The organism is Listeria sp. Marseille-Q6474 (genome assembly GCF_946902005.1).
In the GTDB taxonomy this organism is placed as follows: Bacteria; Bacillota; Bacilli; order Lactobacillales; family Listeriaceae; genus Listeria; species Listeria innocua.
This window is the reverse complement of record NZ_CAMPPS010000002.1, coordinates 728,718-755,182: the sequence shown is the minus strand read 5'-3', so window position 1 is coordinate 755,182 and position 26,465 is coordinate 728,718. Positions and strand designations below refer to the sequence as shown.

Here is a 26,465-nt window from a genome sequence, read left to right as displayed (position 1 = left end):
TCCTCATGTACTATCAAAATCATTATTATTATAACATAAGGCAAGACTGCAAAAAAACAATATTGTGCTGAAACGGAATAATTTCCTCAAAAAAGAACAATTTTTACGAAAAATAGCTAATTTTTATCCTTTTTACTTTACTATACTAAAAGTGTTCTACCACCATCTACTAAAATAGTTTGCCCGCGGATCATGTCTGCTTTTTCACTAGCAAGGAATAGTACAGCATTGACTAAATCATTTGGTTCAATCATTCGACCTGCTGGAGTTTTACTTACGGCATCTTTTAATAACTCTTCACGGTTTGGAAAATGATTCAGTGCTTCCGTTTCGATTAAGCCACCTGAAACAGCATTTACGGCAATTCCAAAAGGCGCAAGTTCAACTGCTAAATAACGAGTAAGTGACTCTACCGCTGCTTTTGATACGCCAACAGTTGTATAGTTTTCCAAATACCGAATCGAACCAATAGAGCTTAAACTAATGATTTTACCACTTTTTTGACGTTGCATTAATTTAGCTGCTTCTTGACCTGCAAATAATAACGCCTTCGCATTGATATTCATTGTCCAGTCCCAGTGTGATTCTTCTAGTTCCATAATTGGTCTAAGCACACCACTTGCTGCATTATTAATAAAAACATCTAATCGACCAAATTCTTCGTCTACCGCTTTAAATAAAGCTCTCACTTTTTCTACGTCGCCAACATTTGCTTTAAAAATAGTGCATTTTCTTCCTAATTGTTCAATTTCTTGTTGTACTTCTTCTGCTTTTTTTCGATTTCTTGAAAAGTTTACTGCAATGTCATAACCTTCTTTTGCAAGCGCAATGGCTATTTCTCTTCCAAGTCCTCTACTACTTCCTGTTACTAATGCTACTTTGTTCATTTATTACTCCCCCTTAAATTCTTTCCAAGCTTGCCACATTTTTTGATATGGTACTGGAAAAGCAAGCCGTTTCATTTCTTCTTCTGTTGCGAAATGCCAGTTTTCATTTGGAACTGCTGACCGAAGTCTCGCCACACGAATGTCCATTTTCCAGACTAAATGAGAAAAGATGTGTTTGATATGCGCAATCGGCTCCTCTTCTAGCGATACTTCTAAGCCATAATTATGTAAAAATTGTAGTTTTGCTACTTCATCATTTTCTTTTTTGGCGATTTCAATGGTTGGAAATTGCCACATATTCGCTAGTAAACCATTTTCTGGTCGTTTCTCTATCGCTATTTTTCCATCGTCTGAAATTACAATAATACTTAGTAATTCTTTGGTTTTCGTTTTTGTTTTTTTGATTTTCACTGGGTAATTGGTTTCGACACCATTTTTATGCGCCTCGCAAAAAGGTTGCAAGGGGCAAAGCAGACACATTGGTTTTGTAGGTGTACAAACGAGCGCGCCAATTTCCATTAAGCCTTGGTTAAATGCTGCCGGATTTCCTTGGTCAATTAGTTGATACAGCACTTCTTCAAAAATTTTCCGTGTGGATGCTTTCATAATATCTTCGCTAATTTCCAAAACTCGTGCAATAACACGCATCACATTTCCATCGACAGCTGGTTCTGCTTGATTATATGCAATACTTAGAATAGCTCCTGCCGTATATGGACCGACACCTTTAAGTGATAAAATAGTCGTTAAATCACTTGGTACTTCTCCAGAAAAATCAGTCATTACTTGTTTCATCGCGGTTTGAAGATTTCTAACACGCGAGTAATAACCTAATCCTTCCCATGCTTTTAATATGTCTGCCTCATCTGCATTAACAAAACTTTCCATTGTCGGAAATTGAGTCATAAAGCGATTAAAATAAGGAATCACAGTATCGACTTTTGTTTGTTGAAGCATGATTTCTGAGACCCAAATTCTATAAGGCTCAGTATTTTCGCGCCAAGGTAAAATGCGTTTATTCGCTTCATACCAGGAAACGAGTGCTTCTTGAAAAGCAGTTATTTTTGTTTCATCCCATGTTAGTCTCTTCATTTTTCTCATTTTCCCCTCGTAATTCTAATAGATTTCTAATGTGTGATACTCCGGATGTGTAGTATAATGTAAACAGGGAATAAAATAGTATACCCATTCTTAAGCCGTTTTCTATTATACCGAAAGCGGGCTTAATTGAATAGTGTTGTGCTTTCTCAGGCAGCACCACTTGTATTTTTAAAGACCGATTTTAGAGGAGGCAAAGTCATTGGATACTGGCACACATGTAGTAATGGGAATTGCACTCGGAGCGTTAGCAACCGTAGACCCGGTAGTTGCCGGAAGTTCTCAAGCTGCCATTGGTATTATGACAGCAACAATTATTGGTTCACAAATTCCAGACATTGACACTGTATTAAAACTTAAAAATAACGCTGATTATATTAGAAATCATCGAGGAATCACGCATTCCTTGCCGATGCTTGCCATTTGGCCATTACTTATTTCATCCATTTTGTATTTAATTTTCCCAGCAGCCACGTTTATTCATTTATTATTATGGACGTTTATAGCGGTTGGGTTACACATTTTTGTTGATATTTTCAACGCATACGGGACGCAAGCTATTAGACCGTTTAAAGAGACATGGGTTGCTTTTGGATTTATCAATACTTTTGATTGGTTCATTTTCGGCTCTCATGTCGTTGCTATTGCGGTTTGGCTATTAGGTTCACCAGCAGTTCCTACGTTTGTCACGCTCTACATTATTTTGGCACTTTATTACGTGGCAAGATTTGTGACGCAGCGGATGATCAAACATGCGGTTCAAAACTTAATTCCCGATTCAGAAGAAATCATTATCGCTTCCACTATCCATTTCTTTCAGTGGCGTGTGGCGGTTACAACCAAGGATCATTACTACGTAGGTCGAGCTTTCAAACGAAATATCTCCATTTATGAAAAATTTGATCGACTACCTGTTCCTGATAATGAAATCATTCGTTCTGCGAAAAAAGATAAAAACCTAGCTGCTTTCATCTCATTCTCCAAAGTGTACAATTGGCGCATTGAAGAAAAACTAGATGGCACCTATGTTACTTTTACTGATTTGCGTTATCGAAGTAATGGGCATTACCCATTCGTAGCAGTAGTTAAATTAGATGATGACTTAAATATCATTTCATCTTACACTGGTTGGATTTTCTCAACTGAAAAATTATACAAAAAACTAGCACCTGTTAGTATTTAAAAAAAGACCCGGAATCCCGGGTCTTTTTTATTTATCTACCAGTACTGCCTACCCCACCAACGCGGGATTCGTTTGCAACGATGTCAGTATCTGCAACTAAGTATTTTTGGAAAACACCTTGTGCAACACGTTCACCGGATTCAATTTCTACTGGGTCTGAAGAGAAATTTTTAATTGCAATTCCGATATTCCCGTCATTACCTGGGTTACTATAATAAGAAGAATCGATTATGCCAGTACCGTTACATAGCAATAAACCTTTTTTAATGCCGATAGAAGAACGCACGTGGATATTTAAAACTTCATCTTCTTGCATATAACTTTTAATGTCTGTCCAAAAAATATGTTTTTCTCCTGGTGCAATAGTTATTGTTTCATTGGAGAAGAAATCATAGCCAGCTGAACCTTTGTCGCCGCGTATTGGTAGCGATATGGTTTGTTCTGGAAACTTTCTACTTGCTTCATTAACTACTTCAAATCCTCTTACTTTCACTTTGCTCACTCCTATTTGTTTGGGTCTTTTCGTTCTACTTGATGTAAAAAGCTACCATGACGCTCGATTTGTTGGCGAACATAATCCGCTGCGTACTCAGGGCCACGGTACGGGTAGCCTGCTTTTGCATAGGAACTTTCGAAATCTGACCACAGCATTTCAATCCACCACAAGGCTTGCTCTTTATCTAAATGCGGATTTTTAGCCATCAATTCCGCCGTTAGTTCATCTAAATACGTATACAATTCACTCTTCCTCCTCGAAACTGATTTCATTTTCAGTTAGGTATGATTGAATTGTATCATAAGAAAAACCTTTCTGCATTAGCGATGTGATTGTTTTTTGCTTGGCGATGCTTGGTTTATAGCGTTTGTTTTTACGAATTGTTTTTTCAACTTGTTTTTGTAAAATGTCTGCTTCATCCGCCACATCTAACTCACTTGTAGCTTCAATTGCAGCCATTTTCGCTACTTCGCTAGAATAGCCTTTCTGAATTAAATCAGTGATAATTTTTTGTTGTAGCATTTTCTTTGCGCTTTTGTTGTTCCGTTTCATGATTTTCATCGCTTGTTTGGTGGCATTTTCGAGCTGAGTATCACTTGCATATTCTTCCATTACTTGGCTAATAATTTCTCTTGTTAAACCTTTTTCAACTAACTCACGCTCAATTGTTCGAGGTCCTTTTAGCGTTGTTTTGATTTGTGTTTTTGTGTATAATTCGGCAAATTCGACGTCGTTAATATAATCCATATCAGCTAATTTTTTTAAAATCTCATCTACTGCGAAAGGTTCCATTTCTTGTTTTCTTAAATAATCGCGAATTTCTTTTTCCGAACGGACGCGATGTGATAAGAAATTAATTGCTTTATTAAGACCTTTCCGAACCATATCTGCTTGTTTTATTTCTTCTATATCAGCCTCGGTTAACGTTTTTCCCTTCATTAGTTGGTAACGGGCTAAAACTTCTTCATCCACACTAAAATTATATTTTTCATCAATAAAAATGTTATAGCGTTCTTTATTTTTTTGTTGGACACTTATGGACGTGATTTTCATAATCCGCCTCCTTCTCTTATCTATCATACCGCAAAAATTGGTTTTAATACTACTAAAAAGGGAATAAACTAGTTAGGACTATAAAGAGGTGATAAAATTGCATATCTTACTTACAGGCGCAACAGGTTTTATTGGTGATCATTTAGTACATGAATTAGAAAAATCAGATCACGAGCTTTTCATTTTAACGAGACAAAAGCTAAAAAACCGCGCAAATGTACATTATATTGAATGGTTAAATGACGATAAGTTACCTAATTTAGAAGATTTACCAGTAGATGTTTGTATTAATTTGGCAGGTGCTGGTTTGATGGATGAAAAATGGACATATGATAGGAAGAAAGTGATTGTAAATAGCCGCATCGAAGCTACTTCAGCACTCTTATCGATTGTTTCAAAAATGAAATCCAAACCTAAATTGTGGATTAATGCAAGTGCAATTGGAGCTTATACTTCCTCAAAATCAACTATTTATCTAGACACGGAAGAAAATGCTTATGCAGATAACTTCTTAGGAAAAACAGTTTATGAATGGGAAAAGACAGCTAGTGCAGCAAGTGATTTAGGTATTCGAGTAGTTTACGCTCGTTTTGGGCTTGTACTTGGGACTGGCGGCGGTTCATTTCCTGTTTTTGAAAAGTTATTCCAAACATATACGGGCGGGAAATTCGGCAGTGGTCGACAATGGTATTCTTGGATTCATGTCGATGATGTTGTAGCGGCAATGTTGTTTATTTTTAATCATGAACAGATTAATGGGGTAGTTAATTTTACCGCGCCTCACCCTGTTCAAGAAAAGAAATTTGCCGAGCGACTCGGTAAAGCAATGCATAAACCTTATAAAACTCCAGTACCGAAGAAAATCATTAAATTCATTCTCGGTGAACGAGCAATGACCATTTTGGATAGTCAGAGAGCTTATCCAGAAAAATTGATGAGTAATCATTTTGAATTTCGGTTCGAAACGTTGCAAGAAGCTTTAGATGACTTAATTGATTAAAAAAACCAGATTCTGTTTTACTCAGAATCTGGTTTTTCTATTTCTTCATTTAGCGGGAAGTCGAGCACTACTTGATTATTAGCAAGTGGTCGTTTTTTCCCTACGAGAATCATTAGCTGTAACATTGTAAACGCAATGGAGCTTCGTTTTCTAAATGCTACAAATTTTTGTTCCCATTCTGTTACATATTTGGATTTGAAATTTCGTAAACCTTTAAATCCATAGAAACCTTGACTATAACGGTATACAAGCCCTGCCAATCGTTCACCTAGAAACGCATACTTACTTTCACCAACGTTTGCTAGTGGCGCCATGCCTGCATTGAATGTTTGGAATCCGTCTTCTTTCGCTTTTTCAAATAAATTGATGAAGAGAAAATCCATAATGCCTGGCGGAGCTTCTTTTGAGTATCGCATTAAATCAATCGAAGTCATTTCATCCGTATACGACGGCATCATAGAAGCAAAGCCAACTACGGTTCCGTCTGCATTTTTGGCAAGAGCTATATCTGCTTGTTCTAAATAATACGTATCAAAGAAACCAAGAGAAAAGCCTTTTTCTTCCCTGCCATCAAGCCATTCATCTGAAACAGCTCGCAAGGTCTTCCACATCTCATTGTTAAAAGGTGGCTGGATGATTTCAAACGTGTAACCTTCGCGATCTAATTTGTTCATTAGCGCTCGTTCACCTTTTTTCTTCTTACCGCTCATTGTAAAGTTTTGAACGTCGACAAAACCTTCCTCGCCAAGCTTAATGAAGTCAAAGCCGTGGTCATGCAGATAAGGAATCATTGTGCCGCGGACTTCATAGAACACGGGACGATAACCAAATCGATCCGCATTTGTCATGACTTCTTCAATGGCGTCTTCCATTTTGTCCATATTTCCAGTTGGTTCTCCCATAATTACCATCTTATCAGCAATAATTCGGTAAGAGAAAAGTACTTCCCCGTTTGCCGCCCAAAATAGTAGTTTATCGCGTAAGAACATGGTATGGCTGACTTCATTTCCGCCCCATTTCGCTAAATGTTCACGTACTTTGACTGCTTCAAATGGCGAGCCGAGTTTTTCTTTAGTAGTAGATAAGTAAATGTAAATAATAACTAAACTAACGACAGCAATAAAGACACCGACAAATCCGACTAACCATAAATGTTCAGAGGCAATGCGTAGATAGTCAGGTATTTCTTTGGAATGCTTGATGTTTGGTGAATTATAAATACCGATTACAATATAACCAGCTAAACATACGATAAAGATGATGCTATCAATGATTACTTTACTCCAGGTATATACAAGTTTTTCCCGGTAAAATTCATTTCTAGCAAGGAATAAACATAGTAAAACAATTCCTAGGAAAATCGCTTGTTTCATCGAAAATACGCGAGCAAGTGTGTTGAAAATAGCGCAACCTAGTACGATGACCGTTATAATGTAAGCTTTCTTTGTCTTACATTCAATCCCTCTTGCAAGCCCGAGTAATAAGAAGCCAAAAGCAACGATTGTAATTTGCGATGTAAACAAGAAGTTAAACGGCATGATTTTGTATAAGAATGGTACATGGTAAATCGCATTTGGAACTGCGGAAGATAAAATCAGTAATAGCCCCGATCCATATACGAAAAACACTAAAAATCGATGTGCCACTTTTTGTAAAAATAGTAGTGGTAATCCTTCTAAAAAATCGTTTAGTCGTTTTCCTGCTTTTTGAACAAAGAAAAGTAGACCGACAATGAACGGGATAATATAGTAGAAAATCCGATAAAATAGCATCCAAGCAAGTGCCAATTCCTGAGAAACACCGAGTTGGCTAAGTCCAAGAATCATTACTACATCAAAAGTTCCTACGCCCCCTGGAACCATCGAAGCAATACCGATGACAGAAGCGATAACAAATAATGGAAATACCTTGAAAATATCAACTGGTTCTCCCATTAAAACACCAATAATTGCAAAACAGCCAAATGCAAAGCCCCACTCTAAAAGGGAAGCAACAATTAACGTTAATTCTCTCTTAATTGGCAAGTCCACGAATAACGATTTACTTTTCCATTTTGTAATCGTGAATAAAATCGGAAAGTATAGACCGCCAGCTAGAAGCCATGGCCAGTAATTAACGAAATGATCAGCAAAACCTGGAATAAGTAATGTTGTTAATGATACTAAACAGTAAATCGATAATCCCGATACTAGGAATAAAGCAATTTTTGAGATTGCTAGTAAAATTTCTTTATGGGAGGCATTTTTTCCGTAGAAACTTGCTCTTAAACTTGCGCCTAATACCCCGCCAAATCCACCAATATTGGTGAATGTATTCGTAATCCAACCAGATGCAACCACATGAATTGGCGAAAACTTTCCTGGTAAAAGTTTTACAATAACATAATCATACAAAAGCATTGGTGTCACAGCAATTAAGCCGACAATGAACATAATAAATATCTGTTCTGGGCTTTGAGAAGTGATATTTGCCTTTAATGATGGGTAATCAATCCCTGTCGCAATATTGACAATCTCAAATATGACGAACCCCATTACAAAGGTAATAAAAACTATTTTTACGATCATACTATTTCTTTGGAACCAAGCATAGGCTTGCATTAACTTTTCTTTCATAACTAAGTCTCCTTAACGATTACATTCATCTTCTTTTATTTATACGTTTTCTAACTGGTGGGATTGCATATGCAAGTAAGACACCAATTAAACCGCTTAACGTATTTAAAATAATATCATCTACATCTGTAGAGCGGTTTGGTGGAAGTGAGATACTTTCAAATCCTGTAATCATCGTTGTTTGAGCAAATTGTAGCAATTCAATACCACAAGAAGTAAGGAAAATAACAAGTATAGTTTTTCCTGCTGTACTAGTGATTTTAAAGTAAAGTAGAAAGAAAGACAGCGGACATAATAATAAAACATTCCCGATTATTTGAATAATTGTTGGCATCGTTGGTAATGTTTGTTGGAATGTGTTTTCTATTGTTGTAAAAGGTATTAAATTAATCATTTCTTTTTGAATGTGGAAATTACCTGTATACGTGCTGTTTACAAAGTCACCAATTGAAATATAGGCTACTAGATGTAAGAGCACAAATATATATAAAATAAATACACAAAACCAGATGAAATCAATCCAGTTTTTTAATTTAGCCAGTTTTGTTAAAATTAATGTTGTTAATAAAAGTATACAACTATTAGTAATCGTATTAATTAAATCAGCGTTATTCCCAAATTGTAGTGCAAGTGAAACCCCATATAAGAGATATAATACTGGCAGTAACAATACAAAAAAACGGCATTTTTGGACTTGCATTCTCGTATCCCAACGCCTTCCGTTTCAAAATCAGCTTTCAGACTCTCTGAATAAGCACCTAGTACCAGTTTAGCAGATATAAATTTGAAAAGAAAGCTTGTTTATACTTACATTTTTGCAAGCTTCTAGAAAGCTTCTTAGTTCCTATTTTCTTTTTGAGTGAAAAAATGCTACAATTTCTTAATGATATTCGTGGAGGAGACTAGGATGAAAGAATTATTAGGGTTATTAAAAGAAGGCAATAAATCAGCTTTAACAGCAGCTCTTGTTAATACGATTGTTTCAATTATAAAAGGTGTCACTTATTTTTTCACAGGGAACATTGCGATGTTTGCTGAAACGCTACATAGCCTTGGTGACGCAGCTAACCAGTTTTTCGTATTTATAGGTTCTGCTTTAAGTAAGAAACGGCCGACGAAACGTTTCCCGCATGGTTTTGGCCGGATGGTTAACTTAGTACTTCTTGGCGCGGTAATTGTTGTTGGTATTATGGCATTTGAGACAATTCGAGAAGGTTTCGCGCACATCATCGATCCGACAAGTTCAACCGGTTTTCTTATTAATCTCGTGGTACTTTTACTTTGTACTATTTTAGAGTTTTCCGTTCTTGTAAAAGCGATGCACGAAATTGCTCATGATGTTGGTTTAGAATCAAAAGGTCTTAGCTTATTTAAAGATAGTATTTTAAATCTTGGTAAGGCAAAAGCGGCGACTAAACTAGTATTCTTAGAGGATTCGGTTGCAACTGGCGGTGGCTTACTTGCAATGATTGCAGTCATTATTTCCCACTACACTCCATTTCATCAAGCGGAAGGTATTGCCTCGATGTTAATTGGGGTTATGATGTTTATTGTTGTCGGAAAAGTATTTTTAGATAATGCTGCTGGGGTGATTGGAGAATCGGATCAAAGCATGCATTTAACTGTTGGACAATTAGTAATGAGCGATCCAGATGTACGTGATATACAAGTACTTACCGTGTTAAAAGAAGGCGATGTGTTTCACGTTGATGTCGAGGTCGAACTTGATCCGATGCTTACACTTGCGGAAGTAGATGATATTAAAGACCGTTTAGAAGAAAATATCGGTAAACTTCGCGAAGTTGCTGATGTGTTAATTTCTTTTGATGAAGACGATGCTATTCGTAACTGGGAATACGGCGACGGACGTTAAAAGAAGAAAAAGCCAAGTGCGCAAATTGCGCCACTTGGCTTTTTTTAGTCTCCAGGATTTATAATGGCTAGTACTTGATGATCTTCCCACGTTCCATTAATGCGCACATTTTGAACCGCTAGTCCTTCTAAATGAAATCCAGCATTTAAAAGAACTTGCTTAGATCGCTCGTTTTTTGGCATAACACCCGCTTCAATACGATGAAGTCCAAGAATATCAAATCCAAAATCTACTATTAACTGTACTGCCTCGGTAGCATACCCATTTCCGTTATGAGCCTTATCCAAAAAGTAACCGATAAATGCGGATTGTAACGATTCACGCAAAATACTAAATAAATTAATTGTGCCAATAAGTTCATCTGTATCTTTCAAGAAAATTCCATAATAATACTCTACATCACTTGCAGCAAAATCTTCTAATCGTAAAATAAGCGCTTGTTGCTCTTCTATCGTATAAAAGCGCTCATCCCGCTCCATCGAATAGCCCGCAAAAAAAGACTTATTCGCTAAATGAAAAGCTAGTTTTTGATTCGCATCAGTTATTTGAAAAGGTCTTAAGTAAATCCGTTCCCCCGTAATTCGCATCCCTATCCCTCCCGTATTTTTCTAAATTATAAGATTGTTCTAACAGGATTGCAAGTAACTCTACTGAGCTAAATTTTTCTATTATACCCATTTTATAAAAAAATAAACCTTCTAATACGAATATAAGTGTGTTATTATGTTGATGTTGGTTATTTTCATATTATTTTTCTAAAAAATGGAGGTTTTTTTAATGAATGTTAATGCGGAAACAGAAGACGCAACTCTCCTTCTCGATGGTTTACTTCAAAACGTAGCAATAATTCGTTTTGATACTAATAAAAAAGTAACTTACGCTAATGCACTTTTCGCGGAAGCTATGGGGTATACAGAAGAAGAAATGTTGCAATTATCACACCCTGACTTATGCTTTCCAGACTTTGTACAAACTGCGAGTTACAAAGAAATGTGGACAAATCTACTAGCTGGACAAAAATTTCAAAATAAAATTGAACGAAAAAACGCTCGTGGCGAACGTGTTTGGTTCGAAGCGACTTATATCCCTATTATTCGCGAAGAAACAGTAGTCGGAGTTGCAAAAATAGCAACTGATATTACGAGAAGAGAAGAAACTGTCCATGATTTTGCATCTGGTTTAAAAAGCATGGCAACAAATTTAAAAGAACATTCCAGTGTTGGAAAAACGCGCAGTGAAGCTCTCCTTGAACTCGTGAAATCAATCACGAAAGAATCAAATGAAAATACCGATACCCTTCACGATTTGCAAACAGAAGCACAAAATATTCACGGCATTATTAATACAATTAACGGAATTGCTTCTCAGACCAATTTACTTGCCTTAAATGCAGCAATTGAAGCAGCACGTGCTGGTGATGCTGGGCGTGGATTTAGTGTTGTAGCTGAAGAAGTTCGTAAACTTTCAAGTCGTGTAGAAGAAGCAATTAAAGAAGTCGAAAAAAGTGTCAACGGTATCACGCAAGAAATTAATACTATCTCAAGTGGTACAGAACGTGTCGAAGCAAAAGTCGAGGAAAGCCAAGAAGTCCTTATTTTATCTTTAGAAGATTTTAGCCAAATTGAATCTGCCTCTACTGCCTTGGATCAAAATGCCGGTGCTTTCACAAAAATGATTTAACCGACTGAAAAAAGGAGCGAAGAAGTCTTGAAACTAATTGGAAAACATCCTTCTGGTCGTGCGATTATTATTCGCTTGAACAATCAAGAGTACCACTACGAAACTGCAAATAGTTTTGGAAGTGCGACTTCATTAACACGAGCAAAAACAGAAGCAAGAGCTGATAGTTTTACATCAAATGAAATGGATCAAGGTTTACATATCGGTAATTGGCACTGGAAAGAACTTGGATGAAAGAGAATCCCACCTAACAATAGGTGGGATGTTTTTATTTATTCAAATCTTGTTCAAGTTGATTTTTAAAGTTGGTTGCTACGTCAAACACGGTAACAAATTGAAAATCGCTCATGTTGTAATGGACGTCAAACTTGTTATCACGATGGCGGACCATTATGGATGAGCGGACTTTATCACCGATTGCATCGCCAGCTTGTGCTCCACTATAGAAAACCCAGTGTGTTGCTTCGATTGGATTCACTGTTTTTTCTGCAAGATCACTTTGAATTAGCTGTTTTATCGTGGTACTTAATTCAGGTTCAAACTCATTTTCGATATAACCGTACCAAATAGTTCGGTAGTATTTGTTTTCAAATTCATTCGTTTCATCAAATAGTTTTTTCATAGTAGTTCCTCCTGTGTTTGCTATTTATGATACCTTTTTAAGCGTTCTTCTAATGTCCCGGCGTGTAATTCAAACAGGTGATTATCATAGTCATAAAAATAAACGGATCGTCCTTCGCCTTTTACTCTAGAGCGCTCTGGTTTTATTTCCATGCCGAGTGATTTAATTCGCTCGATATATTCATCCATTTCCTCTGCTTGAATTTGAAAAGCAATATGGTTGTAAGTGCGCTCTTGTAAAGATTCACCTTCCATAATGCAAATCCACAGTCCAGCGATTAGAAAAAACTTTTCTTTGGAGAGCGAAAATGTGTCATCGCCACTAGAATAGATTTCTTCTGCGTCAAAAATTTCTTCTAAGAATGTGGTTGTTTTATTCAAATCTTTCACAATTAAAGTGATATGACTTAATCCTGAAATCATGTACTCACCCGCCCTCTTGTTTTCTTTGCAGTACTTTTCCTACCTATCGACCTATTTCTCCTTTCACTGGCTATAGTATTGATAGTATCTTATCAATTAATTCTTGTCTATCTGCAGGTTTCGAAATGATAGTTGAAGCAATTGCAATTACTATCCGTTTATTTTTATTTATATAAATAATATTTCCACCTGAACCCACTGCCATATATTCGTCTTTATTATCTCTAACCCACCACAGGTATCCATAATATCCGTAACTATTTTTTACTTGGCGGGTAGACTCTTCTAGCCATTCTTTACTAATAATTTGCTTTCCATTGAAATATCCTTCCTGGAGGCATAGTTGTCCAAGTTTTGACATTTCATTTAAAGTTAGTGTTAGCCCCCAACCACCCGCATTATTTCCTAAAGGGTCAGAAACCCAACCTTTCATTTTCCTCCCAAAGACATGATCTATATCAAATTTCATCGGGAAATTAGGAACTGTTTCAATCGATAATGGTTCAAAAAGGTGTTTATTTGCAAATTCGCGCGCACTCATTTTTGTTGCTTTTGTAAGAATTGCTGATAACAAATGGGCACCGCTTGTAGAATATTTAAATGTTCCAAGTCTCCCGCCTGTCCCCATTATTTGAAGCGCATACTCCACCCAATCATTCTGCCGACATAGTCTTGTTAAAGGTTCTCGCATATTTGGAAAAGGAAATGGAGCCGTCATTGTTAAAAGGTTTTTAATAGTTATCTGATTCCTTAAAACATTGTTATCAGTAAATTTATATTCAGGAAAAAAATCTATCACTTTTTCGTTTACACTTCGAATATAACCTTTATCGATCGCAATTCCAATTAATAAGGATATGACGCTTTTAGTTATGGAAGCAACGTTAAATTTATCATTTTTAGTTTTACGACCATAATAGGTTTCTAGTACGTGATTTTCATTTTGAAAAATAGATAGTCCTCTAATATTTGAGTACTTCTTCTTTACTAATTCATCAATTATTAAAATTTTTTCTGGAGGCAACATAGGCGTGTTATTCACTTATAAATACCTCCCTGTAATAGATGCACTATTTTCGCTTAAGTCGGTTGGAGTTCCTTGTGCAATAACTTCTCCGCCCTTGTCTCCACTACCTTCGCCAAGCTCTATAATCCAGTCACAGCATTTTAATATATCGAGATCATGTTCAATAACAATTACTGAATTACCACTTGTAACTAACTCATTTAGTAAATAAAGCAATTTTGAAATGTCATATTGACTTAATCCCGCTGACGGTTCATCTAACACATAAAGGGTATCTTTTTTTCTTGTTTTTCCAATTTCTTTTGCTAATTTGATTCTCTGAGCCTCACCACCACTAAGAGTTGAGGTAGGTTGACCTAATTTCACATAATCCATCCCTATTTTTTTAAGGATATTTAATACGGATAGGTCAATCGTTGAACTTTCCAAAAATGAGATAGCCTCATCTACGCTCATTTCTAGAACATCATTAATATTTTTTTGCTTGTACAAAACTTGCAGGGTTTTAGAATTAAATCGTGTCCCATTACATTCTGGACAAGTTTTACTAAATTGAATGTCGTAGCCAATCGAAATATCTTCAACCCCACTACCTTTACAAGATGGACATGCGCCATTTGAGTTAAAAGAAAAATCGCCTGCTTTTAATCCTTCCTTAACTGCTTGAGGTTGTTTTGCAAATAATTCTCTTATCTTATCCCATAAACCTATATAAGTGACCGGGTTTGAATTTGCTTTGCGTCCAATTGGAGCTTGTGATATTTCAATTATCTTTTGTATTTTATCCATTCCTTTGATATTTGGATTACTGAAATCGCTGTTCTTTAATTGTTCTTTGCAGAGTGGTACTAATGTTTTAGATATTAAAGTACTTTTTCCACTCCCAGAAACTCCAGCAATTCCAACAAGCCTGTTAATCGGAATTTCAATTGAAATGTTTTTTAAATTGTTTCGATTTGCATTACTAATGCTTAGTGTATCTTTTGTTTTCTGCTTATTTTTTTTGAAACTTTTTGTCATATCATAATCTAGAAATTTTGAAGTAAGCGAATGGTGATTATTCAGAAACTCTGAATAGGATCCTTGATAAACTATTTCACCGCCTAAATCTCCAGCATTTGTTCCAACATCAATAATATGATCAGCAGCTTTTATTATTTTTTTATCATGAGAAACAATAAGTACAGTGTTTCCATGGGCTTTGATTGATTGAAGTGACTCGATAATCTCTTGTTTTTCTGATTCGTGTAGTCCGCTAGTAGGTTCATCAAACACGTAGATGAGTGAATCTAGTTTTGATTCTAAGTGGTCATATAAAAAAATTCGTTGTAGTTCGCCTCCACTTAAGGTCGGAATCTCTCGGTACATCGTTAAATGTCCTAATCTAATATGGATAAGTGAATTTAAAGTTGTAATAAGCGAACGAGATAACTCTGTCCCAAAAGCTGACAATTTTTTCATTTCTATATAATTATCAAGGAACTCTTTTACTTTTATTAAGGACATGCTGGCAATTTCACCCAAGTGTAGATTAGCAATTTTCATCATTCTAGCTTCATCACAAATGCGGTAGCCATTACAGGATTCACAGATTTCTTGTGAATAAAATCTCTGAACATCTTCATTACGTAAATACCGATTGTGTATTACTCGTTCAATGCAATAACTTGTTTTCCCAGAGTAATTATCTACTACACCATAAATTAATTCATTTTGAATCTCGATGGGACAATTCGAAAAAGGTTCATGAAAATAAGCAGTATATTTTCTCTGTAGTAAATTAAGATAACCTTTTGTTGAACCAATTTGTTGAAATACTTGTTCGACCGTCACTGTTTTAGATGAAATAATATTTTCCATATGAATATGAAATTGTTTACCAGTTCCAGCGCAGTCAAAACACATCCCATTTGGCGAAAGATAGGAAAAAATATCAGGATTTATATCATCATTAGCTAACGAAAAACTTTCACTATCTTGGTAAGAACCTTCATTTGCGAATAATAGACTAAATTTGTTTAAAAGTCCTGTTTTAGATCCAACAGTAGAGCGCGGATTACTTTGTCTGATAAGGTTTTGCTTTACTGCAACAGTGGGACTTAACCCGGTAATATTTGTATAATAGTCTGTTCCAAAATCTAAAGCCATTCCTATTGATTGAAGATACTTTTTTCTACCTTCTTCAAAAATCAAATCGAATGCTAGACTTGATTTTCCTGAACCACTGATTCCAGTAATTACAATAAATTTGTTTTTAGGGATTTCTATACTTATATTTTTCAGGTTATTAATATATGCGTTTTCAATTTGAATATAGTCCATGCTTTCCCCCTACTAATTAGTTTATTGGTTCAATAGGAATATAGATATCCACAATATGTTTTTGAAGTGGGTCTTCCAGTGGATTGTTTAAATATACTTCAAATGGAAATGAGTTTGCTGGCAAATAACCACTAGAAGGAAGCCACTTTCCGTAAACAAAATCCCAAGCATCTGGATACTCTTTTTGACGTATTTCAAAATGAATGACGCCGTATAACCCAGATGGTATCTCCATAAGCCCGATTTTCTCACTATCTAACTTTTTAACATTATGTTTAATAATAATACAACTACTAGCTCTCTGATTATCAGCTGTTGTTATATCGGGATGGCTATGGTAAATTGTCAACGGAAACGATGAATCTTTATCAAGTAAATCATGCTCCATTCCATATTGAAAGAGTTCACTCAAAGGGTTGGTGAGTTCTAATTCCTTGTAAGAACCTACTATTCTCTTATAGATGACAGGTATATTCTGTAGCGTAGTAATGGTTACTTTGCCTTGAATATTATATTGTTTTTCATCTACAGGCTTATTATAGCGGGAAGTAAGAAAATTCTCTTTGCAATTGTTGCTATTTTGTTTTCTAATTTCTATAGGAGACACATCAAAATATTTCTTGAATGCCCTAGAAAAAACAGAAGAATCGCTGAAGCCAAGTTCATATGCTACATCTGTTATTGTTAAATCCTTTCGATTCATTAGTAAGCCAAGCGCCCATTCCATTTTTATTCTTGTTGTATATTGAAATATCGACTCATTTGTTAACGCTTTAAAAATTCTATGAAAGTGGTATTTGGATAATCCAGCAATTTTTGCTAATTGTTCGGATGTGAAATTCTCTGCTGGATGAGCTTCAATATAATCTTGTAAGGCGAAAATATATTTCCAATATTCGTTTTCATATTTGCTCGTTGTCACAACATAACACTCCTTTTTATGAAGCCATAACTTCATTATAGGGTATTTTAAAAACATATGAAACAACAATTATTGCGGCTTTCTGTAGTTAGATTTAATGCTCGCTTTCTTTTATAAATTAGGTGTAAAAAAAAGACGCTCCTTTTACAGAAGCGTCTTTATCATGTAAATTAATAGTTACATTAATTGAGGTCACGGTCATTTTAAATTGAATTTTATTTTCAACGATTGTTAATTGGATAAACTAAAAATTTAAGTTATCCGGTTTAGCGTCGTTGTAGTAATGTTACTGTCTCGACATGAGCTGTTTGCGGGAACATATCAACGGGTTGCATATAGCGAATTTGATATTTCTTCGCTAGCAAGGCTAAATCACGAGCAAGCGTAGACGGGTTACATGATACGTAAACAAGTTGTTTTGCTTCTACTTGTAACAGCGATTTAATTAAACCTTGGTCACAGCCACTTCTTGGTGGGTCAACGATGACTGCATCTGGGCGGAAACCTTCTTTCACCCATTTAGGCAATACGTCTTCTGCTTTCCCTACTTCATAATAAACATTATCGATACCATTTTTCTCCGCATTTCGTTTGGCATCTTCAATGGATTCTGGAATAATATCCATACCGCGAACTTCTTTTACTTTGCCGGCAAATGCTTGGCCGATTGTTCCAACACCGCAATAAGCATCTACTAGAGTTTCGCTGCCTGTGAGTACGAGCGCTTTTTCAACTTCTTGGTAGAGCCGCTCTGTTTGGAACGGATTTAATTGGAAAAAGGCACGGGCTGATAAATCGAATTCGAGTTCCATTAATTTTTCTTCAATGCTTTCTTTTCCTGCTAAAAGGAACGTTTCGTCACCAAAAATAAGTGAGGATTTTGCTTGGTTGACGTTTTGCATAATCGAAGTGACTTCTGGAAGAGCTGCTTCGATTTCTGCTAGCATTTCGCGTTTTTTAGGTAACTTTTTACTATTTGTAATGAAGACGAGTTGTGTTTCTCCGGTTTTTACGCCTGTACGGACGACAATTGTACGGACGATACCACTGCCTGCTTTTTCATCATAAATCGGCACGCCGTATTTTTCGAGTAAATCACGGACAAAATTCGTTACTTTGATGGTAACTGGTTGTTGTACGATGCAATCTTCAATCGGAACTAGTTGGTGCGAATTGGCTCCGAAAAGTCCTGTTTCAACTTGGCCACTGCCTACCATTCTTGTTTGGAATTGGCTTTTATTGCGGTAACGCCATGGGTCTTCCATTCCGATTGTTGGGCGGATTTTTAATTTTGTTGGATCGATTTTTGTATGTTTTTCGATTGATTGAATAACAATATCTCTTTTTAGTTCAAGCTGGGCGCTATAAGCCACATGTTGCAACTGGCAACCACCACACGCCTCGTATACTGGGCAAGGTGCGGTAACTCGGTTTGGAGATTTTTTACGAATTTTATTTAATTTTGCTTCGGTAAAGCGATCGCGAACCTTAACTGCTTCAACAACCACCTCTTCACCGGTAATTGCGCCAGGTACAAATACAACTGCTTTTTTAAAGTAGCCGATTCCTTCCCCGTTGATTCCCATGCGTCTAATAGTTAGCGGGAACTTTTGGCCTTCTTCTACTGGATTTTGATTCATTATTTTCCTCCATCATTCCAAGTCTTCATTAATACTAACAAAAAAACTGCCACTTGTCAGTAGTTTATGGCATGATTTCAAGACTTTCATCGACAATAATACTTTTTTCGACAGAACGAACCATCGAACAGTATTTTGGGGTTAATTTTAGCGCTTTTTCAAGTGGATTAGGATCCAAATCAGCACCAGTTATTTTAAAATGAAGATGAATCGCGCTAATCCGGTTTTCTTCTTCAGGAATACGCTCCATTGTTGCATCTACCCATAAATCAGTAAAATCCACTCGTTTTTTCCTTAAAATGTTACGAAAAACAATGGCGCTACAACTGGCAATAGACATCAACATCAAATCCGCTGGTGAATAATCGGTCATTTTATCATCAATTAAAAAATCTCCTGTGTCAAACCCATTTTCGGTATAAACTAGCTTTAATGGTTTTGTCATCATTATCCCTCATTTCTTCTCTTTTATCGTACAAAAAATCTCCTTATTAAGCAAATTAGTAGTATAATGAACAGATAGTCGACCAAAAAGGAGGCTACTCGTGTTATGGAAGGAGTAGGAAATAAAGTGATTGTTTTAGCAGGAATGATTGGCGCTGGGAAAAGTAGTTATACAGAGCTAATTGCAAATGAACTTGGAACAAAGGCATTTTATGAAAGCATTAAGGATAATCGCATCCTTGAAATGTTTTATGATGACCCAAAAAGATGGGCTTTTGCCTTACAAATATATTTTTTAAATACCCGTTTTCGCAGTATTAAAGCTGCATTAACGGATCAAAATAATGTGCTTGATCGAAGCATTTATGAAGATGCGCTTTTTACGCAAATTAATTTTGAAGAAGGTAATATTTCGGAACCTGAGATGGATACATATCTTGATTTGCTTGATAATATGATGGAAGAACTCGCGTATATGCCAAAAAAAGCGCCGGATTTGTTAATTTATTTGCGTGGAAGTTTGGACACCGTGTTAAGTAGAATTTCCTTGCGTGGCCGTCCTTATGAGCAAATCGATGATAATCCTGGCTTACTTGATTACTATAAGCATCTCCACAGTCGCTACGATAGCTGGTTTGAGTCTTATGATAAAAGTGATACACTCGTTATTAATATTGATGAAGTTGATATTAATAAACCAAGCGACGCGAAATACGTCATGCAACTCATTCATGAAAAATTAAAACGCTAAAACTGCTCACTGCAGTTTTAGCGTTTTTTAATTGATTTCGCCTAGTTCTTTTTTCTTTTTACGGATTGCAAGTGTTGCATTTAGCTCTCCGCCGATCATTAAAATAATACCAGTTAAGTAAAACCACAACATTAAAATAATAATCACACCGATACTACCATATGTTGCGGAATAATTGCCGAAGTTATTTACGTAATACGCAAATCCAACTGAAGCTATTGTCCAGCCAATGGTTGAAAAAAGCGCTCCAGGGAGAACACTAATTAACGTACTACGTCTATTTGGCGCCACCCAATATAAAAAGGTAAAGACGACAAAAATAACGACGAGCGTAACAGTCCAACGAAGATTATTCCAAAAACTAAGAAAGTCTTCCGAGAAATTCAAATGGTTAATTAAAAACATTCCAATTTGTTGTCCAAATACGAGTAGTAGCAAAGTTGCCCCCACCGTTGCAAGCATTGCTAAAGTGAAAAACATCGATAATAATCGTTGTACGACATAATTCCGTTTATTCGTAACTCCATATGCTTTATTGAGCGATTTCATTACGGCATTCATACCATTAGATGCCGACCATAAAGTCGCGATAATCCCGATAGAAAGTAATCCGCCATTTTTCTGCGTTAGTAAGGTATTTAAATTTTCTTCTAAAAAGTCCATAATCTGATCTGGTGCAAATTCTTTTATCATATTAAAAACCGAATCTTTATCAATATGAAGATAAGCGAGCAAAGTGGCTGCGATTAGAAGCATTGGGAAAATCGAAAACAGCATGTAATAAGCTAACTGTGCTGCATTCCCAGAAACATCATTTCGCCCTACTCGTGCGCTTACTGTTTGGCCCACTTGGACAATTCCGTTATGTTTAATATATTTTACTACTTTTTTCCACACTGATAAGGCCCCCTTTTTATAGTCATTCATCTGGAAGTTTTTCTTCTATTATGGTAAAATTTTGTCTATTAGCTTGAAAGGAGCAAAAAGATGAATCTTGAAACCCCTTCACAGGAAAACTTAGATTTTATGTTAGCAGAAATTACTACTAAACTAAAAATGGTGAATGTTGGCGTTTTTGAAAATCTCGAGCTTGACTCTGTTGATTATAACGCACTTACTGATATTTATCAGCTAATTAAACGTAAATCAAATTTTAGCCCACGCGAAATGCAATTATTTGCAGAAGAGTTGCGTCGGATTAGAAAATAAAACAAATTCCAGCCACTATTTAGTGGTTTTTTGTTTGGAAATAATCGGTCCCAAAATCTACTAAATCACGCATATCATAGATTTTAGTTGGCGCTCCTATAATCGTCGTTGGGTGAAAATCACGTTCTTTCTCATATGTACGACCTAACGCGATAAACGCTTCACTGTTATAATCAATTTCCTGATACTTCTTCCAAACAATCTCACCTTGTTTCAAAAATGCAGCTTGATTTTCGATAAGCGGAAACACATTTGACCGTTCTTCTGCTAAATGAAGAGAGGTATTATTATTGTTATCCACTCCAAACAAAATGATTTTAGCCGAAAGTTGATATAACTTTCCGAGCGGTGAATCATCCCCTAAACTTTTCGAAAGAGGCTGGTGAGCAAGTATTTCTTCTTTATCTTTCCCCCAAGCGCAAAACGAATGATATGGATGAAAACTGCGCGCCACATCCGGCATAGCTCGAAATGTTTCCGCAATGACGCCCATACTGCGAGTTGGTGTTACTAATGGATCAAAGGGTGGCGTTTCTGCTCGGATTATTTTCCACCAGCTTTCTGGAACAGGAGGATTTTCCCACTTTGCCGGGTCGCTCAATTGTCCAGTTTGCGCTGGCATGACGATATTTCCATTAATGCCAACTGTCTCTTGAAGTGCATAAATCACCGCCACAGGTCCCCCGCAAATCCAGTGTGCTTTCGACATGGAGGCATGAAAAATAACCGTATCACCTTCTTTAATACCCGCTTTTTTCAGGTCTGACACGATTTTTTGTTTTGTTGCTGGTTTTTTCGTTCGCCAGATGGCCATTTTTTCTCCCAATTGCCCTGTCACCACCTCTAAAAAATAAAGCCAGATGCCTAGAAAAAAACGTCAAAGTAAAACAGTGTAATAACTACAAGTGTTTTTACTCGAATTCTGTTCTAAATGCATCTGGCTAACTAGTTTAATTAATCGTTTTCGCCTTGATACGTTAAAATTTCTGGGCCATCTTTTGTAATAGCGAAAGTGTGTTCATATTGAGCTGATAAAGATCCATCAACGGTTCTTGCAGTCCAGCCGTTATCGTCCATTTTTGCTTTCCATGCACCCATGTTTACCATTGGTTCAACGGTAATAACCATACCTTCTTTTAAACGTAATCCTTTTCCAGCTTTACCATAATGCGGAATATCTGGTTTTTCATGTAAAGTAGGTCCGACACCGTGGCCGATAAACTCACGTACAACAGCAAGATTTTCAGATTCTACGTATGTTTGGATAGCATGACCAATGTCGCCTACTCGAGCTCCTACTTGTGCTTGTTCAATCCCAAGGTAAAGAGCTTTATGCGTTACATCCATTAAATGCTTCACTTCATCAGAAACTTCACCTACTGCATAAGTCCAAGCTGAATCAGCAAGCGCACCATGATAGTTCACGACCATATCTACTGTAATAATATCGCCTTGATTTAACTTCTGTTTACGCGGAAAACCATGACAAATTTCATCATTGATACTTGCACAAATGGCATATTCGTAGCCTTCAAACCCTTTTTGTTCTGGAGTTGCGCCATTTTTGCGTAAAAATTCATCTGTAAATACTTCTAAATCCCAGCTAGTAATACCAGGTTTAATGATTTTTTTTAGTTCTTTATGCGTATCGGCAAGGATTTTCCCCGCTGCTTTCATCTCATCAATTTCACGTCTTGATTTGAGTGTAATCATTCTTTTCATTCCCTTCTAAAATTTCCACTATTTACTATTATAGCTCGAAAACCGTTAGAAATAAAGTAATCTGGAAAAAAGGTTGCAGTTTTTCTGAAGACATTTATAATAGAAAGTATCAGTTGAAAAAATGGTAGACTGGTTTGTGCCATTTTAAACAATAAAAAATTCAGAAAATGGGGATGCAAAATGACAAAAGTTATGATCGTTTATGCCAGCATGACTGGTAATACACAAGAAATTGCCGACATTTTAGGTGAAGAATTAGAAAAATACGATATTGAAGTTGAAATTGAAGAGTGTATTTCAGTAGATCCAGAAGATTTGTTAGAATATGACGGTGCATTAATCGGTGGCTACACTTATGATGATGGTCAACTACCTGATGAATTTGTTGATTTTTACGAAGATATGGCCGACGTTGATTTTAGCGGCAAGGTTTGCGCTTCTTTCGGTTCTGGCGATACTTTTTATGATGAATATTGCTTAACAGTTGATTTAGTTGAAACTCGTCTGAAAGAACAAGGCGCTACAGTTCCAGTTGCTGGGCTAAAAGTAGACCTTGATCCTGACGAAGAAGATGTTGTTCGCGCAGAAAGTTATGCAAAAACTTTCGTCGAAGCATTAAAAGGATAATTCCAAAGCAAGTCCTCTTTTTCGGACTTGCTTTTTTATTTATTTAAAAATAGCAAAAACAGTTGCCTCGTGGTTGCTTTACCTCATTAATTGAGATACAATTCTCGTATTGAATAAAAAGATTGGAGTGATTAATTATGACAGTATTTAGTGAAAAATTAGAAAAGTATGCAGAATTGATCGTAAAAGTTGGTGTAAACGTCCAACCTGAACAGAAAGTAGTAATTATGGCTCCAGTTGACGCGGCTCCCCTAGTGCGCCTTATCTCTAAATATGCATTTGAAGTTGGCGCAGAGGATGTCATTATGGATTGGCGCGATGAAGAATTAGGCGCATTACGTTACAAAAATGCTCCACTACGCATTTTTGAAAGCGCTCCGGTACACCGTGTTGCAGAAAAAACAGAACTTGCCAAAGAAGGCGCTTGTTTTATTTCAATCACATCTGAAGATCCAGATTTACTAAATGGCGTAGATAGCAACAAAATTGCCACTTTCCAAAAAACAATGGGTGGCGCAATGAGCGAGTTTCGTGAGTTAATGCAAGCAAATGTTGTAAGCTGGACAGTTGTTGCAGCAGCTTCACAAGGTTGGGCAGCAAAAGTATTCCCAGATTTAACACCAGCAGAACAAATGGAAACACTTTGGGAAGCTATTTTTGAAACAACTCGTATTAACACTGAAAACCCGGTAGAAACTTGGAAAAATCATGATCAAACACTTGCTGCCAAAGCAGAAAGTTTAAATGAAAAACAATTTACTTCTTTACATTATACGGCTCCTGGAACTGACCTTACAATTGGTCTTCCAAAAAACCATCTTTGGGTTGGCGCTGGTAGTAAGAACAAAAAAGGACATGAATTTATGGCCAATATGCCAACAGAAGAAGTTTTCTGTTGTGCGGATAAACTAAAAGTGGAAGGTTATGTTTCAAGCACGAAACCACTTAGTTATGCAGGAAATATTATTGATGACTTCAAAATCACTTTCGAAAAAGGTCGTATTGTTGGCGTTGAAGCTGCATCTGGCGAAGAAATTTTAAAAGATTTAATCGCAACGGATGAAGGTTCTCATTATTTAGGCGAAGTGGCTCTAGTTCCAGATCCATCCCCTATTTCCCAATCCGGCATTTTATTCTACAACACGCTATTTGACGAAAATGCATCTAACCACCTAGCAATCGGTAGTGCGTATGCGTTTAATGTTAAAGGTGGCGAAGAAATGTCTCGCGAAGAATTAGAAGCTGCTGGTGTAAACAATAGTTTGACACACGTTGACTTCATGATTGGTTCTTCTGAAATGGACATTGATGGTGTAACCGAATCTGGTGAAGTTGTTCCTGTTTTCCGTAAAGGTGATTGGGCATTCTAATCCTTTTTTAAACCTTATACCTTTTGCGTAAAACCCTTGTAGCTCTTTGCTTTCAAGGGTTTTCGTTTGTTATTTTTCATAGAAGAGAGCGAGGTGCATTTGATGAAATTTAGAACTTGGGACATCAATTTAAAAGTAAGGCTTTTTGGGGAAGCACTACTCGATATTTCTTTTTGGATGGTCTTCCCCTTTTTAACAATTTATTTTTCTGAAAGTATTGGACGAGAGCTTACAAGTTTACTACTGATTATTTCGCAAGTGTTAGCTGTTTTTACGGCATTACTTGGAGGTTACTTCGCTGATAACTTTGGTAGAAAACGGATGATGAGTATTTCTGTCATTGGAGAAGGCTTCGGTTTTCTTGTTTTTGCAATAGGTGCACTCCATGTAGTTGACTCTCCTTACTTAAGTTTTGCTGGGTTTGCCATTGCCAGTGTTTTCATGGCTTTTTATCAGCCTGCGAGTCAAGCGATGATTGCTGATGTCGTGCCTCCTGAACACCGGACACATATTTATTCTGTTTTCTACATGATGATTAATATCGCGGTGGTTATCGGACCGATTCTTGGCTCTGTACTATTTTATAATTTTACGACTGAAACATTACTTGCGATTGTTTGTGCGGATTTATTATTACTCTTTTTACTACAAAAATTTGGTCATGAAACAGCACCACTTTTAGTTAATCCTGATTTGCAAAAAGAAGTTGTTCGGAAAAGTATTGGAGCTGTTTTATTGGAGCAACTTAAAAATTATAAAGTTATTTTTAAGGATAAGATTTTCTTCTTATACATTATTGCTGGCATTATTGTTTCTCAGTCGTTTATGCAACTGGATTTACTATTCCCGCTATATATTAAAGAAGTCATCGGTGCATCTAACTTGTTCGCGTTTCATTTTACTGGGGAGCAGCTGTTTGGTGTAATTGTTTCTATCAACGGGTTCTTTGTGGCAGCTTTAACAGTTGTTGTTACTCGCTGGATGAGTCATTTTAGAGAAAAATTTGTCTTTATGAATTCTTCTTTCCTTTATGCAGTTGCCATATTCTTGTTTGGTATTTCCACTGGTCCGTGGGGTGCGATTTGCGCAATTATTCTCTTTAGCTTTGCGGAACTGATGACAGTTGGTTTACAACAAACCTTTGTATCCCAATTAGCTCCGGAAGATAAGCGAGCAATGTATTTTTCTGCTGCTGGTCTCCGTTATACGCTTGGTAAAGTTATTGCCCCACTTGCGATTACACTTTCTACTTTAATTGGCTACACTGGAACTTTTACAATTATTGGTGTTTTGGCGCTCGTTAGTGGATTAATTTATTATTATATGTATTCGGAATTTGAAAAACAACGTAAAGTTTCCTAATGAAAAACGACTATCTATGGATGGATAGTCGTTTTTTGATTGGATTACTTTTTTTACGATTTTTTTACGAAATGGCTAAAACACCAGCTTTATTCCGCGTTTAAATTACCTTTTGATGTCAAGCATGTTTAAATAATGCT

28 protein-coding genes are annotated in these 26,465 nt (G+C 36.4%); 10 read left to right on the top strand and 18 right to left on the bottom strand.

What is annotated here, in order from left to right; translation table 11 throughout:
• Positions 1-140 precede the first annotated feature (140 nt).
• A complete protein-coding gene (gene fabL, locus OC533_RS14525; protein ID WP_003768955.1) occupies positions 141-887 on the bottom strand; it encodes an enoyl-[acyl-carrier-protein] reductase FabL in 747 nt (248 codons plus the stop codon).
• A gap of 3 nt (positions 888-890) precedes the next feature.
• Positions 891-1,988 carry an A/G-specific adenine glycosylase gene (gene mutY, locus OC533_RS14520; RefSeq protein WP_160464836.1) on the bottom strand — a complete coding sequence of 366 codons (1,098 nt, stop codon included), beginning with the start codon at positions 1,986-1,988 and terminating at the stop codon, positions 891-893.
• A 199-nt stretch (positions 1,989-2,187) separates the two neighbouring features.
• Here mutY and OC533_RS14515 point away from each other — a divergent pair, with 199 nt between their 5' ends.
• Positions 2,188-3,168, top strand: a complete 981-nt coding sequence (locus OC533_RS14515; protein WP_070023972.1) for a metal-dependent hydrolase — start codon at positions 2,188-2,190, stop codon at positions 3,166-3,168.
• Positions 3,169-3,199: 31 nt separating this feature from the next.
• On the opposite strand, the gene OC533_RS14510 is transcribed toward OC533_RS14515, so the two are convergent.
• The 3 genes from OC533_RS14510 to recX are packed head-to-tail and all read right to left on the bottom strand — an operon-like array spanning position 3,200 to position 4,717.
• Positions 3,200-3,661, bottom strand: a complete 462-nt coding sequence (locus OC533_RS14510; RefSeq protein ID WP_033837566.1) for a dUTP diphosphatase — start codon at positions 3,659-3,661, stop codon at positions 3,200-3,202.
• A gap of 11 nt (positions 3,662-3,672) precedes the next feature.
• Complete coding sequence (locus OC533_RS14505) at positions 3,673-3,906, bottom strand: YfhJ family protein (protein ID WP_003730568.1); 234 nt, start codon at positions 3,904-3,906, stop codon at positions 3,673-3,675.
• A 1-nt stretch (position 3,907) separates the two neighbouring features.
• On the bottom strand, positions 3,908-4,717 hold the full coding sequence (gene recX, locus OC533_RS14500) for a recombination regulator RecX (protein ID WP_033837567.1): 810 nt from the start codon (positions 4,715-4,717) through the stop codon (positions 3,908-3,910).
• Between the two features lie 97 nt (positions 4,718-4,814).
• Between recX and OC533_RS14495 the strand changes: the two genes are divergently transcribed.
• Positions 4,815-5,717 (top strand): TIGR01777 family oxidoreductase, encoded by a 903-nt coding sequence (locus OC533_RS14495; RefSeq protein WP_045552636.1) that lies wholly within the window; start codon positions 4,815-4,817, stop codon positions 5,715-5,717.
• Positions 5,718-5,734: 17 nt separating this feature from the next.
• On the opposite strand, the gene mprF is transcribed toward OC533_RS14495, so the two are convergent.
• Both mprF and OC533_RS14485 read right to left on the bottom strand, forming a co-directional pair.
• Complete coding sequence (gene mprF / locus OC533_RS14490) at positions 5,735-8,332, bottom strand: bifunctional lysylphosphatidylglycerol flippase/synthetase MprF (protein WP_262265272.1); 2,598 nt, start codon at positions 8,330-8,332, stop codon at positions 5,735-5,737.
• A gap of 25 nt (positions 8,333-8,357) precedes the next feature.
• On the bottom strand, positions 8,358-9,032 hold the full coding sequence (locus OC533_RS14485) for a VanZ family protein (protein ID WP_003762618.1): 675 nt from the start codon (positions 9,030-9,032) through the stop codon (positions 8,358-8,360).
• A gap of 207 nt (positions 9,033-9,239) precedes the next feature.
• Here OC533_RS14485 and OC533_RS14480 point away from each other — a divergent pair, with 207 nt between their 5' ends.
• On the top strand, positions 9,240-10,205 hold the full coding sequence (locus OC533_RS14480) for a cation diffusion facilitator family transporter (RefSeq protein WP_194324106.1): 966 nt from the start codon (positions 9,240-9,242) through the stop codon (positions 10,203-10,205).
• Positions 10,206-10,249: 44 nt separating this feature from the next.
• Here the strand turns inward: OC533_RS14480 and OC533_RS14475 are convergent, their stop codons facing one another.
• Positions 10,250-10,792, bottom strand: a complete 543-nt coding sequence (locus OC533_RS14475) for a GNAT family N-acetyltransferase (protein WP_185485080.1) — start codon at positions 10,790-10,792, stop codon at positions 10,250-10,252.
• A gap of 190 nt (positions 10,793-10,982) precedes the next feature.
• Between OC533_RS14475 and OC533_RS14470 the strand changes: the two genes are divergently transcribed.
• Both OC533_RS14470 and OC533_RS14465 read left to right on the top strand, forming a co-directional pair.
• Positions 10,983-11,885, top strand: a complete 903-nt coding sequence (locus OC533_RS14470; protein WP_010990964.1) for a methyl-accepting chemotaxis protein — start codon at positions 10,983-10,985, stop codon at positions 11,883-11,885.
• 27 nt (positions 11,886-11,912) lie between these two features.
• Positions 11,913-12,119, top strand: coding sequence for a hypothetical protein (locus OC533_RS14465; RefSeq protein WP_003762628.1), 207 nt, complete (start codon positions 11,913-11,915; stop codon positions 12,117-12,119).
• Between the two features lie 34 nt (positions 12,120-12,153).
• Here OC533_RS14465 and OC533_RS14460 read toward each other — a convergent pair whose 3' ends face one another.
• The 7 genes from OC533_RS14460 to OC533_RS14430 form a co-directional block, all read right to left on the bottom strand.
• Positions 12,154-12,507 (bottom strand): hypothetical protein, encoded by a 354-nt coding sequence (locus OC533_RS14460; protein WP_194324108.1) that lies wholly within the window; start codon positions 12,505-12,507, stop codon positions 12,154-12,156.
• Positions 12,508-12,527: 20 nt separating this feature from the next.
• Positions 12,528-12,929, bottom strand: coding sequence for a fosfomycin resistance hydrolase FosX (fosX, locus tag OC533_RS14455; protein ID WP_003762632.1), 402 nt, complete (start codon positions 12,927-12,929; stop codon positions 12,528-12,530).
• Between the two features lie 70 nt (positions 12,930-12,999).
• Positions 13,000-13,971 carry a serine hydrolase domain-containing protein gene (locus OC533_RS14450; RefSeq protein ID WP_262265271.1) on the bottom strand — a complete coding sequence of 324 codons (972 nt, stop codon included), beginning with the start codon at positions 13,969-13,971 and terminating at the stop codon, positions 13,000-13,002.
• Complete coding sequence (locus OC533_RS14445; protein WP_194324110.1) at positions 13,972-16,278, bottom strand: excinuclease ABC subunit UvrA; 2,307 nt, start codon at positions 16,276-16,278, stop codon at positions 13,972-13,974. It lies immediately after the preceding gene.
• A 16-nt stretch (positions 16,279-16,294) separates the two neighbouring features.
• Entirely contained in the window at positions 16,295-17,200 is a 906-nt protein-coding gene (locus OC533_RS14440; protein WP_262265270.1) for a GyrI-like domain-containing protein, read from the bottom strand.
• A gap of 266 nt (positions 17,201-17,466) precedes the next feature.
• Entirely contained in the window at positions 17,467-18,840 is a 1,374-nt protein-coding gene (gene rlmD, locus OC533_RS14435) for a 23S rRNA (uracil(1939)-C(5))-methyltransferase RlmD (protein WP_153648789.1), read from the bottom strand.
• A 64-nt stretch (positions 18,841-18,904) separates the two neighbouring features.
• On the bottom strand, positions 18,905-19,285 hold the full coding sequence (locus OC533_RS14430) for an OsmC family protein (protein ID WP_070023968.1): 381 nt from the start codon (positions 19,283-19,285) through the stop codon (positions 18,905-18,907).
• 105 nt (positions 19,286-19,390) lie between these two features.
• Here OC533_RS14430 and OC533_RS14425 point away from each other — a divergent pair, with 105 nt between their 5' ends.
• Positions 19,391-20,035, top strand: coding sequence for a deoxynucleoside kinase (locus tag OC533_RS14425; protein ID WP_070751897.1), 645 nt, complete (start codon positions 19,391-19,393; stop codon positions 20,033-20,035).
• 27 nt (positions 20,036-20,062) lie between these two features.
• Here the strand turns inward: OC533_RS14425 and OC533_RS14420 are convergent, their stop codons facing one another.
• Positions 20,063-20,932: a YihY/virulence factor BrkB family protein gene (locus OC533_RS14420; protein WP_003762733.1), complete on the bottom strand. Its 870-nt coding sequence runs from the start codon at positions 20,930-20,932 to the stop codon at positions 20,063-20,065.
• A gap of 90 nt (positions 20,933-21,022) precedes the next feature.
• Between OC533_RS14420 and OC533_RS14415 the strand changes: the two genes are divergently transcribed.
• Positions 21,023-21,244 carry a DUF1128 domain-containing protein gene (locus OC533_RS14415; RefSeq protein WP_003768985.1) on the top strand — a complete coding sequence of 74 codons (222 nt, stop codon included), beginning with the start codon at positions 21,023-21,025 and terminating at the stop codon, positions 21,242-21,244.
• Between the two features lie 19 nt (positions 21,245-21,263).
• Here the strand turns inward: OC533_RS14415 and OC533_RS14410 are convergent, their stop codons facing one another.
• Entirely contained in the window at positions 21,264-22,070 is an 807-nt protein-coding gene (locus OC533_RS14410; RefSeq protein WP_194324120.1) for an aminoglycoside N(3)-acetyltransferase, read from the bottom strand.
• Between the two features lie 128 nt (positions 22,071-22,198).
• Positions 22,199-22,957, bottom strand: coding sequence for a type I methionyl aminopeptidase (map, locus tag OC533_RS14405; protein ID WP_003767285.1), 759 nt, complete (start codon positions 22,955-22,957; stop codon positions 22,199-22,201).
• 189 nt (positions 22,958-23,146) lie between these two features.
• Here map and OC533_RS14400 point away from each other — a divergent pair, with 189 nt between their 5' ends.
• The 3 genes from OC533_RS14400 to OC533_RS14390 all read left to right on the top strand — a co-directional run bounded on the left by OC533_RS14400 (position 23,147) and on the right by OC533_RS14390 (position 26,325).
• Positions 23,147-23,593: a flavodoxin gene (locus tag OC533_RS14400; RefSeq protein ID WP_003767289.1), complete on the top strand. Its 447-nt coding sequence runs from the start codon at positions 23,147-23,149 to the stop codon at positions 23,591-23,593.
• A 137-nt stretch (positions 23,594-23,730) separates the two neighbouring features.
• Positions 23,731-24,963 carry an aminopeptidase gene (locus tag OC533_RS14395; protein WP_194324122.1) on the top strand — a complete coding sequence of 411 codons (1,233 nt, stop codon included), beginning with the start codon at positions 23,731-23,733 and terminating at the stop codon, positions 24,961-24,963.
• Positions 24,964-25,065: 102 nt separating this feature from the next.
• A complete protein-coding gene (locus tag OC533_RS14390; RefSeq protein ID WP_003768991.1) occupies positions 25,066-26,325 on the top strand; it encodes an MDR family MFS transporter in 1,260 nt (419 codons plus the stop codon).
• The last annotated feature ends 140 nt before the right edge of the window (positions 26,326-26,465 follow it).

Excerpts from the sequence above, each read along its gene's own strand:
- fabL (WP_003768955.1), bottom strand. The coding sequence starts at position 887 with ATGAACAAAGTAGCATTAGTAACAGGAAGTAGTAGAGGACTTGGAAGA.
- mutY (WP_160464836.1), bottom strand. The coding sequence starts at position 1,988 with ATGAGAAAAATGAAGAGACTAACATGGGATGAAACAAAAATAACTGCT.
- recX (WP_033837567.1), bottom strand. The coding sequence starts at position 4,717 with ATGAAAATCACGTCCATAAGTGTCCAACAAAAAAATAAAGAACGCTAT.
- mprF (WP_262265272.1), bottom strand. The coding sequence starts at position 8,332 with ATGAAAGAAAAGTTAATGCAAGCCTATGCTTGGTTCCAAAGAAATAGT.
- OC533_RS14485 (WP_003762618.1), bottom strand. The coding sequence starts at position 9,032 with ATGCAAGTCCAAAAATGCCGTTTTTTTGTATTGTTACTGCCAGTATTA.
- OC533_RS14480 (WP_194324106.1), top strand. The coding sequence starts at position 9,240 with ATGAAAGAATTATTAGGGTTATTAAAAGAAGGCAATAAATCAGCTTTA.
- OC533_RS14475 (WP_185485080.1), bottom strand. The coding sequence starts at position 10,792 with ATGCGAATTACGGGGGAACGGATTTACTTAAGACCTTTTCAAATAACT.
- OC533_RS14470 (WP_010990964.1), top strand. The coding sequence starts at position 10,983 with ATGAATGTTAATGCGGAAACAGAAGACGCAACTCTCCTTCTCGATGGT.
- OC533_RS14460 (WP_194324108.1), bottom strand. The coding sequence starts at position 12,507 with ATGAAAAAACTATTTGATGAAACGAATGAATTTGAAAACAAATACTAC.
- fosX (WP_003762632.1), bottom strand. The coding sequence starts at position 12,929 with ATGATTTCAGGATTAAGTCATATCACTTTAATTGTGAAAGATTTGAAT.
- OC533_RS14445 (WP_194324110.1), bottom strand. The coding sequence starts at position 16,278 with ATGGACTATATTCAAATTGAAAACGCATATATTAATAACCTGAAAAAT.
- rlmD (WP_153648789.1), bottom strand. The coding sequence starts at position 18,840 with ATGAATCAAAATCCAGTAGAAGAAGGCCAAAAGTTCCCGCTAACTATT.
- OC533_RS14430 (WP_070023968.1), bottom strand. The coding sequence starts at position 19,285 with ATGACAAAACCATTAAAGCTAGTTTATACCGAAAATGGGTTTGACACA.
- OC533_RS14425 (WP_070751897.1), top strand. The coding sequence starts at position 19,391 with ATGGAAGGAGTAGGAAATAAAGTGATTGTTTTAGCAGGAATGATTGGC.
- OC533_RS14415 (WP_003768985.1), top strand. The coding sequence starts at position 21,023 with ATGAATCTTGAAACCCCTTCACAGGAAAACTTAGATTTTATGTTAGCA.
- map (WP_003767285.1), bottom strand. The coding sequence starts at position 22,957 with ATGATTACACTCAAATCAAGACGTGAAATTGATGAGATGAAAGCAGCG.
- OC533_RS14400 (WP_003767289.1), top strand. The coding sequence starts at position 23,147 with ATGACAAAAGTTATGATCGTTTATGCCAGCATGACTGGTAATACACAA.
- OC533_RS14395 (WP_194324122.1), top strand. The coding sequence starts at position 23,731 with ATGACAGTATTTAGTGAAAAATTAGAAAAGTATGCAGAATTGATCGTA.
- OC533_RS14390 (WP_003768991.1), top strand. The coding sequence starts at position 25,066 with ATGAAATTTAGAACTTGGGACATCAATTTAAAAGTAAGGCTTTTTGGG.